The sequence below is a fragment of the Pedobacter flavus genome (assembly GCF_036324285.1).
In the GTDB taxonomy this organism is placed as follows: Bacteria; Bacteroidota; Bacteroidia; order Sphingobacteriales; family Sphingobacteriaceae; genus Pedobacter; species Pedobacter flavus.
In genome coordinates, this window is record NZ_JAZDQU010000001.1 from 855,079 (window position 1) to 870,349 (window position 15,271).

The window sequence follows — 15,271 nt, forward strand, 5'->3', positions numbered from 1 at the left end:
CTTTGTAATTAGATGGGAAAAAAGAAATTTTATGATACTGCAATTAAGCCAGAAAGGGCTGTATTAGTAGGGGTTGTAGTGCCAGGGGAACGGGAAGACCAGACTAAGGAATATTTAGACGAGCTTTCTTTTCTTGTGGAAACTGCTGGAGGGATTGTAGAAAAGCGTTTTACCCAAAAGATGCAAAAGCCTGAGCGCTCTACATTTGTTGGTACAGGTAAACTGGAAGAAATTGCAGCATATGTTCAGAGTGAGGAAATTGATATAGTAGTTTTTGATGATGAACTTTCGCCTTCTCAATTAAGAAATATTGAAAACGTTTTAAAAGTTAAAATATTAGACAGGAGTAATTTAATCCTAGATATTTTTGCTCGTAGAGCACAAACAGCTCAAGCAAAAACCCAGGTTGAATTGGCTCAATTACAATATCTTTTACCTAGGTTAACCAGGTTATGGACGCACCTTGAACGACAAAAGGGAGGTATTGGAATGCGTGGTCCGGGTGAAACCCAAATAGAAACAGATAGAAGGATTATTTTAACAAAAATATCCTTGTTAAAGGAGCGATTAAGCAGTATTGATCGTCAGAACGAAACGCAAAGAAAGAACAGAGGACAGCTAATTAGGGTAGCTTTAGTGGGATATACCAATGTGGGAAAATCCACTATTTTAAATATGTTGGCTAAATCTGAAGTTTTCGCTGAAAATAAATTATTCGCAACATTAGATACTACAGTAAGAAAGGTAGTTATAGATAATTTACCATTTCTCCTATCAGATACGGTTGGTTTTATTAGAAAACTTCCACATCATTTAGTGGAATGTTTTAAATCGACATTAGATGAAGTTAGGGAAGCTGATATTTTAATCCATGTGGTAGATGTATCACATCCAAATTTCGAAGATCAAATAATTACAGTTAATGAAACTTTGAAAGATTTGGGTGCCCGCGATAAAGATACCATAATGGTATTTAATAAAATTGATGCGTATGTACCTGCGGTTGATGAAAATGAAGAAGACGAAACGCAACCCATGACTTTGCAAGATTTTAAAAAAAGCTGGATGTCACATCAAACCCCTGCCATTTTTATATCGGCCACAGAAAAGGAAAATATAGAAGAATTTAAAAAGCTTTTATACGATAAAGTAAAAGCACAGCATATTAGTCGTTATCCTTACGACAAATTGTTATATTGAAAAGTTCTAAACCTAAGTTTAGAAAAAATAAAAATCATGGAAAGTAAAAGACAGCAAAAATTCGCTGGAGTTATTCAAGAAGAGTTAGCTTCAATATTTCAAAGAGAAGGAGCAGCTTATCTCCCAAATACTTTAGTTACAATTACAAAAGTTAGGGTTTCGCCAGATTTAGCGGTAGCGAAGGTGTATTTAAGTTTCTTAAATACAACAAATACGGCTTTATCTGTAAATCAAATAAATGCGCATGCCAACGAAATTAGATATAAACTTGGTGCTAAAATTAGACATCAGGCTAGGGTAATTCCTACTTTAACCTTTTTTGTTGATGATACAAATGAGTATGTACAAAGGATGGACCAGATTTTTGATAAAATTGCTAAAGAAAGAAAAGAAGAAGAATAGATGTTAGCAGTAAAAAGTTTAAGGGAGCCAGTAAATTTTATAACCCATTTTATTCCCGCGTTATTATCAATTCCGGGAGGATATTATTTGTTCACGCTTTCTGGTACACCTTTCGAATTTACAGCATGTATTATTTATACTTTATGTATGCTTTCTATGTTTGGTGTAAGTGCTATTTATCATGGTTTTCCTACAACTGAATATGGGATAAGATTTTGGCAAAAATTTGATCATTGTTGTATATACCTTATGATTGCTGGTACTTATACGCCAACCGCTTTATTAATTTTTGATGGATGGTTAAGGTGGGCATTGGTTTCATTGGTTTGGGTTATAGCTACTGTGGGTTGTTTTCTGAAAATAAATAACAAATTAAAAAGCACAGGTTTATCTGTATTAATCTACATACTGATGGGCTGTCTTATTTTGCCTTTAATTCAAAAAATGTTAACCGTGTTGCCTCTAGAAGCAGTGCTTTGGCTTATAGCAGGTGGAGTTTTTTATATTTGGGGAACATGGTATTATGCCAAAGACAGACCACTTTCAAAGTTCTTACATAGTCACGAACTATGGCATTTCTTTGTGATTTTTGGAGCATTATCACATTATATTTATACCGCATATATCTTTCAAGCAGTATAATCACACGATTTCTATGAGAAATTTGTTTAAGTTTTTTAGTGTTTTAGATGCCATTTGCCTCTTGTTTTTGGCCATGCAATTTCAGTTCTATTATAAATCAGATTATACGTTTACATCATTAATTTCTGAACCCAGAATTGTAGGTCAATTTTTAACGTTTATCTTGATTTCTTTAAGCTGTATTGGACAATTTAAAATGAAAAAAATTGGGCATATTGCTTATTATATTCAATTTCCTGCACGATTAATATTATTTATCTATTCTATTGGTTTTGTAACTTTATTCCCAGAAGCATTTGGTTATTTCGAAGATTTTTGGTTCGATTTTTTATTGGGTGTATGTGTTTTATTTGAGTTCTTAAGGCTCTATTTTACAATCCGTTATCATAAATTTGTTTTCCAGTAATTATATTTAATGTGTCTGGAATTATAACTGCTTTAACTTCATTCGTTTTTCCTAAGTATTCGCCATCCACTTGTAAATGCGCTTTCTTAAGCGAGGTTATTTTTACTGATTTCGTTTGAAACACCTCAATCTTTTTAGGGTTAAAGGGGAGCCTTGTAAGCCAAATTTTTAACACTTCTAAATAGGAATATTTCTTAATGACTACTAACTCGAAATAATCATCATCAAGTTTGCCATCTGGATTTATTTTTACGCCAGTGCCGTACATGGTGGCATTCGCGATTACCAACATGGCAGCTTGCGATTTTATAAACTTTCCATCCACTTCAATTTCAACATTTAATTTTTCGTGATTTATTAAAGCATGGACAGCTGATTTTGAATAACCCCACATGCCTCTTTGTGGTAGTGTATCAAATTTTTTCACTAGGTAGGCATTAAATCCTAAATCTGCTAGATGAATACATATTTCTTGGTTTACTTTTACCAAGTGGATTTTTATAGGTTCATTTTTTAGTAATAGATCTATTGATGAAGGAATGTCGTTGATCGGGATATTAAGCTCTTTTGCCATTCCATTTGCTGATCCAGCAGGTATAATGCCCAAAATTTTTTCTGTAGAATGAATAAGCTCAGCAATGAGTTTTATTGTGCCGTCTCCGCCTACAGCTACAATTGTTTCTTTATTCGAATTTTTGATTTCTTGTTTTAGGTCTTCCTTATCAAATGAATTTGGTAGTTCATAAATTTGGAACTCTACAGACTTAGTTTGTAAATATTCTTCAATCTCTTGTTTATAATTGATTTCTGAATTTCCAGAACTGGAATTTATTACAAATAAAAAACTCATAAGTCCGATTTATTAAGGTTCTGTTTCAATCACAAACAACTTTATGGCTGTGGTGTTTTAATTATAATGTTTAATATTTTTAAATCTTCAGCTCATAAGACTTTAAGTTTAAAATTTTATCACGGATACGGTCATACCCAAAACCTAGTTTTATATGGGCATGTTTTTAATGGAAATACTGTCGCTAAACAGCAATACAGTAATAATTTCTTTAAAAACATTAAGTACCTATATCAAATATTTAATGTTAAACCAGCTCCTGCTGTAGAAGTCTTTTTAAATTTTAATGGATTTATTATAAAAACTACATCAGAGCGCGATGGGTTTCTCAAATTTCAATGGACATCTAATCAGCATGTAGAAGCCGGTTTGCATAAAGTTAATGGTTGGATTGAAGATAGTGAAGGGGAAATTTTAGCAGAAAGTGAAGGCTATATTTATGTGCCTCATATAACTCAACTTGGGATTGTGTCGGATATAGATGATACGATAATGATTAGTTATTCCTCTAAAATCGGACAAAGATTAAGGGAGTTATTTGTTAAACATCCGCGAACTCGAAAATCATTCCCAGGCATTAAAGAACATTTTAAAAAATTGGCCCTCGCAAAAACCACAATTGATCAGCCTAATCCCTTTTTTTATGTTAGTAGTAGTGAGTGGAATTTATATGAATATTTAAAAGAAATGTTCAGATATAACGAATTACCTGAGGGTACTTTTCTGTTAAATAATTTAAAAACATTAAGTAATTTTTTAAAAACAGGAAAGACTGGACACAGAGGAAAATTATTAAGGATAATGAGGGTTATAGATACTTTTCCAAATCAGAAGTTTGTGTTTTTTGGTGATAATTCGCAATTGGATCCTCAAATTTATGCTGAAATAGCACAAAAATATAGGCAAAATATAGTAGCGGTTTATATTAGAAATGTTAGAAGATCTAAGATTAATGACTCGCTTTATTATATCGAAAAAATTAACGCTTATCATATCCCAGCTTTGTTATATAAGAATAGCTTTGAGGCGATTGAGCATTCAAAAACTATTGGCTTGTTTTTATAAATTTGTTGATGGTCTTTTTATTAAATGACGACTTAGAATTTCCAGATCCAAGTTTGGCTGATGACGATGGTTTATTGGCTATTGGAGGCGATTTAACGGCAGATCGACTAATTAAAGCTTATTCATTAGGTATTTTTCCTTGGTTTAGTGAGGATGAACCAATATTATGGTTTTGTCCGCCAGAACGATGTGTTATTTTTCCTGAAAAAATAAAGATTAGTAAATCTATGAAGACCATTATTAATTCTAAAAAATGGGCAGTAACTGTAAATAAAGCGTTTAATGAGGTTATCGTAGCTTGCAGTAAAGTTCCACGTAAGGACCAAGATGGAACATGGATTACAGATGATATGATTAATGCTTATAAAAATCTTAATCAGTTAGGTAAAGCCCTAAGTATAGAAGTATGGGAAAATGATGTTCTAATTGGAGGCTTATATGGAGTTATTTCTAATTCTGTATTTTGTGGCGAAAGTATGTTCAGTAAGAAGAGTAATGCATCTAAAATGGCATTAATTTACTTATGTAAACAATTAAATTTTAAACTAATAGATTGTCAGATCCCTAATGATCATTTAATAAGTATGGGAGCAGAGATAATCAATTACAATGAATTTAAGAAGTTTTTAGATGCCTAGTGGAGTTGTATTCTCTTCACTTAATGCTTCTTTCATATAGCCTGTTTGTAAATTATTGTTTTCAATAATTTCTTTTACTGGACAATATCCAGATAATCCTCTAGCCATTAACCCTCCACCTACAGCTAATTCCGCCACAGCTAATAACGGATTAGATTTAATATTTGTTAATCCTTTTATTAAAATAAATGCGCCCGCGCCTATCGAAACTAATTTTTCTGACTTGTCCATATTTTTAATTCTCTGTAAGCCAATACAGTTGGTTTTAAATGGTCTATAATTTGTATTATTCATATAAAAAATAAACAATTGCAATATCACAAAGTTTATAATTCTTTTAAAAATTAATTTAAAATTTCTTGTATATCGGCCTTGCTTAAAGATTTTATAAAACTTTCTTCTGTGGTAATTAGACTGTTAGCTAAACGTTTCTTTCGGTTCTGGAGTGCAAGAATTTTTTCTTCTACCGTGTCTTTAGCTATAAACTTATAGATAAAGACCTTTTTTTCTTGCCCAATTCTATGCGTTCTGTCAATAGCTTGCTGTTCTACTGCAGGATTCCACCATGGATCTAGGATAAAAACATAATCAGCCTGAGTTAAATTTAAACCAACTCCTCCTGCCTTAATAGAAATTAAAAATAGTTTTATTTTATCGTTATTTTGGAATTCGGCAACTACATCGCCTCTGTTGGTTGTATTCCCATCTAAATAGGCAAAGGCTAGGTTGTTTTTCTCGAAGTATTGTTTAAAAATAGATAAATGCTTTACAAATTGTGAGAATATTAAGACTTTATGCCCTCCGTTTAAAACATTTTCTAAAGTATATATCACATTTTCAAATTTACCGCTATCAGAAGTATATTCACTATCAATTAAAGCTGGGTGATTTGCAAGTTGCCTTAACGCGGTAAGTCCTTGTAATAGCTGGACTTGTTTTTTAGCAAAAGTTCCATCATCCAAGCTAATTAGCAAGTCGTTACGATATGCAGATTTTGTTTTCTCATAAATAGCGGCTTGATCTTCACTCATATCGCAATAGAAAATCTGTTCAGTTTTTGATGGAAGTTCTGATGCTACTTGTTCCTTTGTTCTTCGTAAAATAAAGGGTTTAATTAGGGCTTGAAGTTTACGCGCTTTCTCTTCATCTTTTCTTTTTTCAATAGCGTTTACGTACTCTTCAATAAAAAATGATTGTGTTCCTAATAGTCCTGGATTTAAGAATGTTAATTGAGTCCATAAGTCTGAAACCGAGTTTTCTACAGGTGTACCACTTAATATAAGTTTATTTTTAGATTTTAAAGATCTAACAGCCTTAAATGATTTAGAGCTTGCATTTTTAATATTCTGGCTTTCATCTAAAATTATATAATTAAAATAAAACCTACTTAAAAGCTCAGCATCTACTCTGGTAATACCATAGGTGGTAATTACTATATCGTAGTTAATAAACTTTTCAATGTCTTTATCTCTAAATGTTCCTGTATGTCTTAATATTTTTAAATCTGGGGTGAATTTTTTAGCTTCATTCAACCAATTATAAATTAAGCTCGTAGGCATAATTATTAAAGAAGTTGCTTTGGTATTTGCCTGTTCAGATTCTTCCTTAAGTTTTTGAAGCATGGCTAAAGTTTGGATTGTCTTTCCTAACCCCATATCATCTGCTAAACAACCTCCAAAATTGTATTCTCTTAAAAAACTAAACCAATTGTAGCCCGCTTTTTGGTAACTTCTAAGTTCGCCTTTAAAGTTTTTGGGCATTGATACTTCTTCTATTTTTTCAAACTCGTTTAGTCGTTCTAGTTTTCTATTTAAGGTAACATTGGCAATGCTGTCTTCTGCTAAGTCGTTTAACAAACCAATATGGTGTTTTTTAAGTTTTATCGACTTATTTCCATCATTTAAACTAAATAGGGAGTTGTATTGAGAAAACCATTTTTCAGGAATAATGGCAATTTCTCCATCTGGTAAAATATATTCTCTTTTCTTTTTTAAAATATGTTGTTTTAACGATAAAAATGGGATAGCATATTTACCAAAATATACAATCGCATTTATATCAAACCAATCATTTTGTTCACTAATTTCGAAATGTATTTTACTCGAAGCAAAGTGAAATTTCTTTGTACTTTCTCCTTGTTGGATTATAAAATTTAAGCTTTCTAAACTTTCAATATTTTCATTAATCCATTCTAATTGTTTATAAGTATGATCAAGTTCTGAAGTTGGCGTATTTACAACAAAGTTGCTAAAGAGTGAGCTGGCTTTTTTTAGCCCTAAATCTAAAAGTTGATTTAGTTTTTCTTCTTCCCAATCAACATTTCTTTTTATTCTCTTAAAAACGTATTGATCGTTTATTTTTTCGAACCTAACTGAAACTTTTTGAAATTCTTCTGCGGTAAATAGATGATCACCGTACTTAAAAATCAATTGAAACTGTGTATTTGCATTATCTGCATTTATAACTTGTAGAATAGCAATTGGATCATGTTTTTCAGTTTTTATTTCGAAGCCTTCTGCATATACATGATATTTTTCTATTAATGGCCCAACAAATTTTTCGAAATAAGCTATTTCTGTTGATTTAGGTATTGTAATATATCGTTTATTTAAAAATGGCTGTAGTTTTTTGCCTTCGTAGTTTGAGTCGAAGTAATATAATGTATTGTTTAATAACAACCATGCAGGTTTATTGCTGATTACTTGAGCATCTTTAAACATAAACTCTATCCTAACACCTTTATATTTAATGGTTGGGAAATACCTGGTTTCTACATCATTTTTTCGGAAATGAAATAAAATTGTAGCCTGTTCTTGTGCAAATTCTATTTTTTGTTCTGCAGGCCATCCATCTTTATCCATTACATATAAATCATTTCTGGTTTTCAAAAGGGCTAAAACTTCAGCCATTTTTGACTCAATAAACGGTCTAATAGTTTCGAAAAACTTATCGTTGAAATGTTTCGTAAAGAATTCAAAAGCTCTAATTGTCTTTTTGTGAAATTTCTTTATGATATAATCCTGTTCAATTTGATCTAAAATCTTTATGATTTTTAAATCTTCTTCCTTTAAATTTTTAGCAAATTCTAGCGCTGTATGAGAGAAAATTCGTTGATAGGTTAAAGAAAAATCTCCCTGCGGATTGAGTTGAACGATGTGAGGTTCAATAATGTAGCCAAAATAATCGTGCTTACAGAGTGAGTAAACTATTTTATAAGGCTTTGATATATTAACGCGCAGCATCGTATGGAACTAAAACTATGGACTTTAAAATCTATAAACATACATAAATTGTATAAATTTTATCTTCCTTTTTATGAATTTTTGATTTGTCGTTGGTCGATTAGTATATGGGATTTGTCGAGGACTGGCTGTCGGTGGTATATTACATGAAATTCTCCTGCAACTTTATCTAACTGTTACAGTCTTATTTACAAAACCAACTGATAAATAGGACTTAATAAACTTAAAAATATAATAGCCATGAAAACTTCAAAAAAAACATTAGTACTATTATTTATAATTTCATTAGTATTAGGATTCACAAGTTTAGCATTTGCATCTAGCAATGTGGTTAATTTACCCATTAAAAATATTAAAAAGATAAATGTTTCAGGAAACGTAGAATTAATTGTAGTTCAAGGAGTAAACGAAGGCGTTTCTGTATACAGCGATTATTATTTAAATAATGCTTTAGTGCAAAAAGAGGACGATGAATTACGCATCACATCCTATCAAAAAGAAAAATTAGCGGTAGTGGTAACTGTTGCTCAATTACAAAAAATAAATGCCTCAGGAGATGTAAAAGTAAGTACTCATAATAAAGTTTATTTCTTAGGACTTGAATTAAACTTAAGCGGTAAATCAACAGCAGAAATAGATGTAGATGTTGTAAAGTTAACCACAAAAGTATATGACCAATCGAAACTTGTTTTAAAAGGAAGTTCTGATGAATATTTTGGAATGATGTCTAGCTTCGCTACTCTGAATATGGATAAATTCTCATCTGAGAATACTCAAATCAAATCTCAAGAAAAATTATATTATGCTTTAAATAGACTATAAAAGAAATTAATCAACACACAAATAGAACCGATTAAGCCCCGAAATATTGGGGCTTTTTTTATGTAAATTATTTTAGCCAAAGTGAAAAAATAAAACATAAAATATATTGTGAATTATTTAGATTTATCTCACTATTTATTAGTGATTTAAATAGATTTTAATCTTTACTTAATAAAGCGAAGTTTAGATTATAGAAGAAGTAAATGATTTTTAATTTTCAGTGCATGAAAAAGCTATTTGACAGACGTTTTTCTCTGTTTTATTTTGTCGGACTATTATACATAGTATTGGCCTCATTAATAAGAATTATATTGTTGGTGTGGTCTGCTCAAGATGCAGAATTCACAATTTTTAGTTTATTAAGGGTATTTTTCACAGGATTTATATTTGACGTAACGGTAAGTTTAAGCTTTCTAGTACTTTATCTATTATTTCTTTTGGTGCTTCCCAAAAGATGGATTGGGTCATTAATCGATAAATGCATTACTTATTTTTATATAACGTTAATACTTATAATTGCTTTTTTTAGTTTAATAGCTGAACTCCCATTTTGGGATGAATTTGGAGTTAGATTTAATTTTATAGCGGTAGATTATCTCATTTATACTTATGAGGTAATAAGTAATATAAATCAGTCGTACCCACTTCCCTTAATCATTTCTTTTCTATTATTACTGATAGTAGGTACTTACTTTCTGATGTTTAAATTAAATGTTTTAAAAAATACATTTACCAATAAGCCATCATTTCGTAAAAGAGCAGTTTTTGCTCTTCCTTTTATTGTAGTTACATTTTTATTGCTTGGTTTTTTGAAAAATAAACAAGCAGATTTCGGAAATAATTTGGTGATGAATGAGATTGGAAAAAATGGAGTTTTCTCTTTCTTTGCTGCTTTTAAGTCAAATGAACTCGATTACCATACCTTTTATCCTACACTTGAAGAAAGGGATGCTTATACTGAATTGAAAAAATTGATTATTCAGGATAATCAAGGATACGTTTCAAATGAATGGGATAATATTAATAGAAACACCAAAGGGGAAGGAGAAATTCGTCCGAATATAATTTTGGTTGCCATTGAAAGTTTTAGTGGCGATTTCCTGAAGGCTTTTGGAAACAAAGAAAACTTAACCCCTAATTATGATAAACTAACAGAAAATAGCATATTTTTCACCAATTTATATGCAACTGGAACCAGAACGGTAAGAGGAATGGAAGCATTAATGTTGTCTGTCCCGCCTACTCCAGGAAATAGTATTGTAAGAAGACCTAATAATGATCATATCTTTTCTATTGGGACAATTTTAGAGCAAAAAAATTATCAGAATTATTTTATTTATGGAGGTGATGGGTATTTCGATAATATGAATAATTTTTTTGGCGGACAAGGATTTGATATCGTTGACAGAGATAGGGGAAACCCATTATCTGATGAAATAGAAACAAAGAGGTTTAATATCCCTGAAAATGAAATCAGTTTTGAAAACGCATGGGGAATTTGTGACGAAGATCTATATAAACAATCATTAAAATATGCAGATATAAGTAGTAAAGCGAAGATTCCTTTTTTTCAGTTTGTAATGACTACTTCTAATCATAAACCGTACACTTTTCCAGAAGGTAAGATAGATTTGCCACAAGGAGATAGAAATGCCGCTGTTAAATATACAGATTACGCATTGGGTAATTTTATTGCCGAAGCCCAAAAGAAACCATGGTTTAAAAATACTGTATTTGTAATTGTTGCCGATCATTGCGCAAGTAGTGCTGGTAAATGGGAAATTAATATAGATAAGCACCATATTCCAGCTATAATTTATAATCTACCTCAGCAACCTATTAAAATAGAAAGACTGGTGTCTCAGATAGATGTAATGCCTACCTTATTTGGATACTTAAATTGGAGTTATAATACAGCTTTATATGGTAAAGATATTAACCAAATGAAATTGGGAGAAGAAAGAGCATTCATAGGAAATTACAGAACTTTAGGTTTATTAAAAGATAGTGTTTTCACTCAAATAGATGATAGAAGGAAATCAAAACAATTTAAAGTATTAAGTACTGGAATGTCGCTCTTAGACAAGAAAAATGAAAATTTGATAAACGAAACCATCTCATATTATCAAACAGCGAGTGAACGGTTTAAGAATGGTAAAATGAAAGTAAAGTAGCTTTAAGGAATAACTATTGTGGTAAAAAAAAGCTGTATAATTTATTTATACAGCCTTTTTTATGAATTTACAATAAATTAAAAATCAAATTTTATGCCTTGTGCTAAAGGTAATGTGTCTGAATAATTTATAGTATTGGTTTGTCTTCTCATATAAACTTTCCATGCATCAGAACCACTTTCTCTTCCTCCACCTGTTTCTTTTTCTCCTCCAAAAGCTCCACCTATTTCAGCACCGCTAGTTCCAATGTTCACATTTGCAATTCCGCAATCTGAACCCTGAGCAGATAAAAATAATTCTGCTTCTCTTAGATTTAATGTCATAATAGCTGATGACAATCCTTGAGGAACACCGTTTTGCATTGCAATGGCTTCTTCAATAGTGTTGTATTTCATTAAATATAAAATAGGTGCAAATGTTTCGTGTTGAACTATTTTATATTCATTTTTTACTTCAGCCACACATGGCTTTACATAACAGCCACTTTCGTAAGGATGTCCTTCTAATACACCACCTTCAACAATAAATTTACCGCCTTCTTCCTTGCATTTTTCAATTGATTCTAAGTAAGCATTAACGGCATCTTTATCAATCAAAGGTCCAACATGATTGTGTTGGTCTAAAGGGTCTCCAATTCTTAATTGACCATAAGCTTTCACTAATTTCTCTGTAATCTTATCGTAAATAGACTCGTGAATTATTAATCTTCTTGTAGAAGTACAACGTTGTCCAGCAGTTCCAACTGCACCAAATACAGCTCCTATAATAGACATATCTAAATCGGCATCCTTAGAAATAATAATAGCATTATTTCCGCCTAATTCTAATAAGCTTTTGCCTAATCTCGCACCAACAGCAGCACCAACGGCTTTACCCATTCTGGTTGATCCAGTTGCTGAAATTAAAGGAATTCTAGTATCGTGACTCATTTTTTCACCTAAACTTCTATCGCTAATTAATAAGCAAGAAACGCCTTCAGGTACATTATTGGTCTTAAATACTTTCTCAATTATATTTTGACAAGCTATAGCTGTTATAGGTGTTTTTTCTGAAGGTTTCCAGATACATACGTTTCCGCAAACCCAAGCTAATGCAGTATTCCAGCTCCAAACGGCAACCGGGAAATTAAATGCTGAAATAATACCTACCAAACCAAGTGGGTGATATTGCTCATACATTCTATGGCTTGGACGCTCACTATGCATAGTTAAGCCATAAAGCTGACGAGATAAACCAACTGCAAAATCGCAGATATCTATCATCTCCTGAACTTCACCAAGGCCTTCTTGCAAGCTTTTACCCATTTCATAAGAAACTAATGTTCCTAAGTCTTCTTTGTGTGCTCTTAAAGCATCGCCAAATTGACGGATAATATCACCTCTTTTTGGGGCAGGAACTTTTTTCCACTCCAAAAAAGCCGACTGTGCCTTGCCGATTACATTTTCATAATCGTCTGCCGAAGCAATACTTACCTTTGCGATTAATTTATCATCAACTGGAGAATAACTACTAATTTGTTGTTCTGTATTTGAACTTCCCCAATTAGATCCAGTGCTCCAACCCCCATTGTTGGGTTGAACACCTAAATTTTCTAAAATTTCGTGAATGGACTTTTGCATTTAGCAAAAAAACGAAAAAAAAACTACTAATGGGAATTATTTAGCGTAAGCTGCTGGTTATTTTTAATTTATATCTGGACAGTTGTCTTTTCTCCTTGTATCAATGATGTAAGCAATTTTCCATGAGTTGTTCGACTTAACCATTTGAAATGAATTTACTCCACAATGGCTAAACTTATTATCAACAAAGAATTGATAATTTGTCCATACTGTAGCTAATTCTCCATCAACTTTAATATCAATGAATTTTATCTTTTCTTCATATTGAGGATGTTTTCCACCAATGCTTTTTATAAATTCTTGGGTACTTTCGTTTTTAACAGAAACAATACCTTCTTTATTTTTTACTATGGTTTGTAGAATGGCATTTTTATCGAAACTATTTTTTAATAAAGTAGAGTCTGATTTATACATTCCTTCAAACAATTGATTAATCGTTTTTTTAATTTCAATTTCGTTGTTAGAGGCATTTTGGCCAAAACTCTGAGTAGCAAATAATAAAAGGATTAATGTAAATACATTTTTCATATAGTTTTTGAGTTTAAATTAATGACTATTAGATAACCTTAATTTGTGGAAGTTACTGTAATTTTGTAAATACATACAGTTATAATGTAAATCTTGTTTAAGTAATCAACATTCCCCGCTCCACTAGAGTGGCCTAAATATGAACTATTTGGCTGAATTTGATAAAGAATGTGGAAAATTTTCGATTAATATTCTTAATAATTGATAGATATTAACCATTATATTTAGTTGTAAGATTTGCTGTAAATATTGAGAAATGGAAGAAGAGTTTGAATTTAATAATAGTGAAGAAGCACAACAGTCAATAAAGCGATACGAAGAGATGATCCGAAATGAGGATCAGTATTTCTTTGACTCTCAAGCTTTTGAGTATATAATTGATAATTATATTGAGAAAAACGATCCTGTAAAAGCATTACAAGTCATAGATTTTGCAGTTAGTCAGCATCCTTATGCGGCTGTTTTTTTAATAAAACAAGCTCAGTTATTGTTGTTTACTAATCAAGTAAATAAGGCATTAAAGGCCTTAGAAAAGGCAGAAATGTTAGAGCCATCTGATGCTGATATTTATGTTTTGAGAGGAAATATTTATCAAAGTTTAGAGCAACATCTTTTAGCATTAGAAAACTTTAAAAAGGCTTTAACACTGGCAGAAACCACTGATGATATTCTTTTACAAATTGCTTTTGTTTATCAGAATATGCACGACTACGAAAACGCAATTGTGTATATAAAGAAAAGTTTAGAGCAAAATATGGAAAACAAGGATGGCTTATACGAGCTGGCATTTTGTTATGATATTTTAGATAAACAGGAAGAAAGTATAATCTTTTATAAAGAATATATAGATAACGACCCTTATTCTTTTGCAGCATGGTATAATTTAGCCAACTCTTATCATAAGCTAGATAGGTTTGAAGAAGCAATAGACGCTTATGATTATGCAATTTTAATTAAGGAGAATTTTGCATCTGCTTATTATAACAAGGGGAATGCCTTGGTGCAATTGGATAGGTATAATGAGGCAATAGAGGTTTATCGACAAACTTTTGAATATGAACCGCCTAATGCAGATACATATTGTGCAATTGGTGAGTGTTATGAGAAATTAGGTGAGATGGACGAAGCGCGTTCTTATTATAAAAAATCAGCGAAAATGGATCCCAAATTAGCGGATGCATGGTTCGGAATTGGAGTAACCTTAAATTCAGAAGAAAGATATTTTGAATCGTTGCATTTTTATAAAAAGGCATTGGAATTAGACAATGAAAACGCAGATTTTTGGTTTGCCATTGCCGATGCATATTATAAATTAGGTCAAATCCCTGAGTCAATCCAAGCTTACGACAAGGTTTTAGAATATAACCCTGTTGATGTTGAAGCTTGGTTAGATTATTCGACGTTATTATATGAACAGGGGCGATTATGGGAGGCTTCTGAAACTATTTCTGAAGCAATAAAAAATAATCCTGACGCAGTTGAATTATATTACAGAATGGTTGCGTATTTAATAGCGCTAGGTAATTCTGATGAAGCAATTCATTATTTAGAAATAGCCCTAAACGCAGACCCAGATAAACATTATATTCTTTTTGATTACCTACCTCAGTTAAAAGAGAATCATTTAATTTTAGAGGTTATTAGTCGATTTATTAAATAGATAAGCATAATTGTTATTTTTGT

14 protein-coding genes are annotated in these 15,271 nt (G+C 31.5%); 9 read left to right on the forward strand and 5 right to left on the reverse strand.

Features of this window, described 5'->3' with window-relative positions; translation table 11 throughout:
• Window positions 1-12: 12 nt before the first annotated feature.
• The 4 genes from hflX to VRU49_RS04000 are packed head-to-tail and all read left to right on the forward strand — an operon-like array spanning window position 13 to window position 2,650.
• The gene (gene hflX, locus VRU49_RS03985) at window positions 13-1,200 is read left to right on the forward strand and encodes a GTPase HflX (RefSeq protein WP_330145490.1); all 1,188 of its coding nucleotides are present in this window, start codon (window positions 13-15) and stop codon (window positions 1,198-1,200) included.
• A 36-nt stretch (window positions 1,201-1,236) separates the two neighbouring features.
• Window positions 1,237-1,602 carry a 30S ribosome-binding factor RbfA gene (gene rbfA / locus VRU49_RS03990; RefSeq protein ID WP_330145491.1) on the forward strand — a complete coding sequence of 122 codons (366 nt, stop codon included), beginning with the start codon at window positions 1,237-1,239 and terminating at the stop codon, window positions 1,600-1,602.
• Window positions 1,603-2,244 (forward strand): PAQR family membrane homeostasis protein TrhA, encoded by a 642-nt coding sequence (gene trhA, locus VRU49_RS03995; RefSeq protein ID WP_330145492.1) that lies wholly within the window; start codon window positions 1,603-1,605, stop codon window positions 2,242-2,244.
• Window positions 2,245-2,257: 13 nt separating this feature from the next.
• Window positions 2,258-2,650, forward strand: coding sequence for a hypothetical protein (locus tag VRU49_RS04000; RefSeq protein WP_330145493.1), 393 nt, complete (start codon window positions 2,258-2,260; stop codon window positions 2,648-2,650).
• Here the strand turns inward: VRU49_RS04000 and VRU49_RS04005 are convergent.
• Entirely contained in the window at window positions 2,616-3,500 is an 885-nt protein-coding gene (locus VRU49_RS04005; RefSeq protein ID WP_330145494.1) for a diacylglycerol/lipid kinase family protein, read from the reverse strand. The genes VRU49_RS04000 and VRU49_RS04005 overlap by 35 nt on opposite strands.
• Window positions 3,501-3,566: 66 nt before the next feature.
• Between VRU49_RS04005 and VRU49_RS04010 the strand changes: the two genes are divergently transcribed.
• Together VRU49_RS04010 and aat are read left to right on the forward strand one after the other, a co-directional pair.
• Complete coding sequence (locus VRU49_RS04010) at window positions 3,567-4,565, forward strand: App1 family protein phosphatidate phosphatase (protein WP_330145495.1); 999 nt, start codon at window positions 3,567-3,569, stop codon at window positions 4,563-4,565.
• A gap of 8 nt (window positions 4,566-4,573) precedes the next feature.
• Window positions 4,574-5,203, forward strand: coding sequence for a leucyl/phenylalanyl-tRNA--protein transferase (gene aat, locus VRU49_RS04015; protein ID WP_330145496.1), 630 nt, complete (start codon window positions 4,574-4,576; stop codon window positions 5,201-5,203).
• Here the strand turns inward: aat and VRU49_RS04020 are convergent.
• Window positions 5,192-5,497, reverse strand: coding sequence for a YgaP family membrane protein (locus VRU49_RS04020; RefSeq protein ID WP_330145497.1), 306 nt, complete (start codon window positions 5,495-5,497; stop codon window positions 5,192-5,194). The two genes, aat and VRU49_RS04020, sit on opposite strands and share 12 nt — an antisense overlap.
• 50 nt (window positions 5,498-5,547) lie before the next feature.
• Window positions 5,548-8,445, reverse strand: a complete 2,898-nt coding sequence (locus VRU49_RS04025) for a DEAD/DEAH box helicase (protein ID WP_330145498.1) — start codon at window positions 8,443-8,445, stop codon at window positions 5,548-5,550.
• A 240-nt stretch (window positions 8,446-8,685) separates the two neighbouring features.
• On the opposite strand from VRU49_RS04025, the gene VRU49_RS04030 reads away from it, so the two are divergent.
• Window positions 8,686-9,267, forward strand: coding sequence for a GIN domain-containing protein (locus tag VRU49_RS04030; RefSeq protein ID WP_330145499.1), 582 nt, complete (start codon window positions 8,686-8,688; stop codon window positions 9,265-9,267).
• 224 nt (window positions 9,268-9,491) lie between these two features.
• Entirely contained in the window at window positions 9,492-11,441 is a 1,950-nt protein-coding gene (locus VRU49_RS04035; RefSeq protein ID WP_330145500.1) for an LTA synthase family protein, read from the forward strand.
• Between the two features lie 77 nt (window positions 11,442-11,518).
• Here VRU49_RS04035 and amaB read toward each other — a convergent pair whose 3' ends face one another.
• Both amaB and VRU49_RS04045 read right to left on the reverse strand, forming a co-directional pair.
• A complete protein-coding gene (gene amaB, locus VRU49_RS04040) occupies window positions 11,519-13,060 on the reverse strand; it encodes an L-piperidine-6-carboxylate dehydrogenase (RefSeq protein WP_330145501.1) in 1,542 nt (513 codons plus the stop codon).
• 63 nt (window positions 13,061-13,123) lie between these two features.
• Window positions 13,124-13,588 (reverse strand): nuclear transport factor 2 family protein, encoded by a 465-nt coding sequence (locus tag VRU49_RS04045; protein WP_330145502.1) that lies wholly within the window; start codon window positions 13,586-13,588, stop codon window positions 13,124-13,126.
• A 256-nt stretch (window positions 13,589-13,844) separates the two neighbouring features.
• On the opposite strand from VRU49_RS04045, the gene VRU49_RS04050 reads away from it, so the two are divergent.
• Window positions 13,845-15,248 carry a tetratricopeptide repeat protein gene (locus tag VRU49_RS04050; RefSeq protein WP_330145503.1) on the forward strand — a complete coding sequence of 468 codons (1,404 nt, stop codon included), beginning with the start codon at window positions 13,845-13,847 and terminating at the stop codon, window positions 15,246-15,248.
• Window positions 15,249-15,271 lie beyond the last annotated feature (23 nt).

Bases quoted from the DNA above. Each gene is read 5' to 3' on its own strand.
- hflX (WP_330145490.1), top strand. From the start codon at position 13: ATGGGAAAAAAGAAATTTTATGATACTGCAATTAAGCCAGAAAGGGCT.
- rbfA (WP_330145491.1), top strand. From the start codon at position 1,237: ATGGAAAGTAAAAGACAGCAAAAATTCGCTGGAGTTATTCAAGAAGAG.
- trhA (WP_330145492.1), top strand. From the start codon at position 1,603: ATGTTAGCAGTAAAAAGTTTAAGGGAGCCAGTAAATTTTATAACCCAT.
- VRU49_RS04000 (WP_330145493.1), top strand. From the start codon at position 2,258: ATGAGAAATTTGTTTAAGTTTTTTAGTGTTTTAGATGCCATTTGCCTC.
- VRU49_RS04005 (WP_330145494.1), bottom strand. From the start codon at position 3,500: ATGAGTTTTTTATTTGTAATAAATTCCAGTTCTGGAAATTCAGAAATC.
- VRU49_RS04010 (WP_330145495.1), top strand. From the start codon at position 3,567: ATGTTTAATATTTTTAAATCTTCAGCTCATAAGACTTTAAGTTTAAAA.
- aat (WP_330145496.1), top strand. From the start codon at position 4,574: ATGGTCTTTTTATTAAATGACGACTTAGAATTTCCAGATCCAAGTTTG.
- VRU49_RS04020 (WP_330145497.1), bottom strand. From the start codon at position 5,497: ATGAATAATACAAATTATAGACCATTTAAAACCAACTGTATTGGCTTA.
- VRU49_RS04025 (WP_330145498.1), bottom strand. From the start codon at position 8,445: ATGCTGCGCGTTAATATATCAAAGCCTTATAAAATAGTTTACTCACTC.
- VRU49_RS04030 (WP_330145499.1), top strand. From the start codon at position 8,686: ATGAAAACTTCAAAAAAAACATTAGTACTATTATTTATAATTTCATTA.
- VRU49_RS04035 (WP_330145500.1), top strand. From the start codon at position 9,492: ATGAAAAAGCTATTTGACAGACGTTTTTCTCTGTTTTATTTTGTCGGA.
- amaB (WP_330145501.1), bottom strand. From the start codon at position 13,060: ATGCAAAAGTCCATTCACGAAATTTTAGAAAATTTAGGTGTTCAACCC.
- VRU49_RS04045 (WP_330145502.1), bottom strand. From the start codon at position 13,588: ATGAAAAATGTATTTACATTAATCCTTTTATTATTTGCTACTCAGAGT.
- VRU49_RS04050 (WP_330145503.1), top strand. From the start codon at position 13,845: ATGGAAGAAGAGTTTGAATTTAATAATAGTGAAGAAGCACAACAGTCA.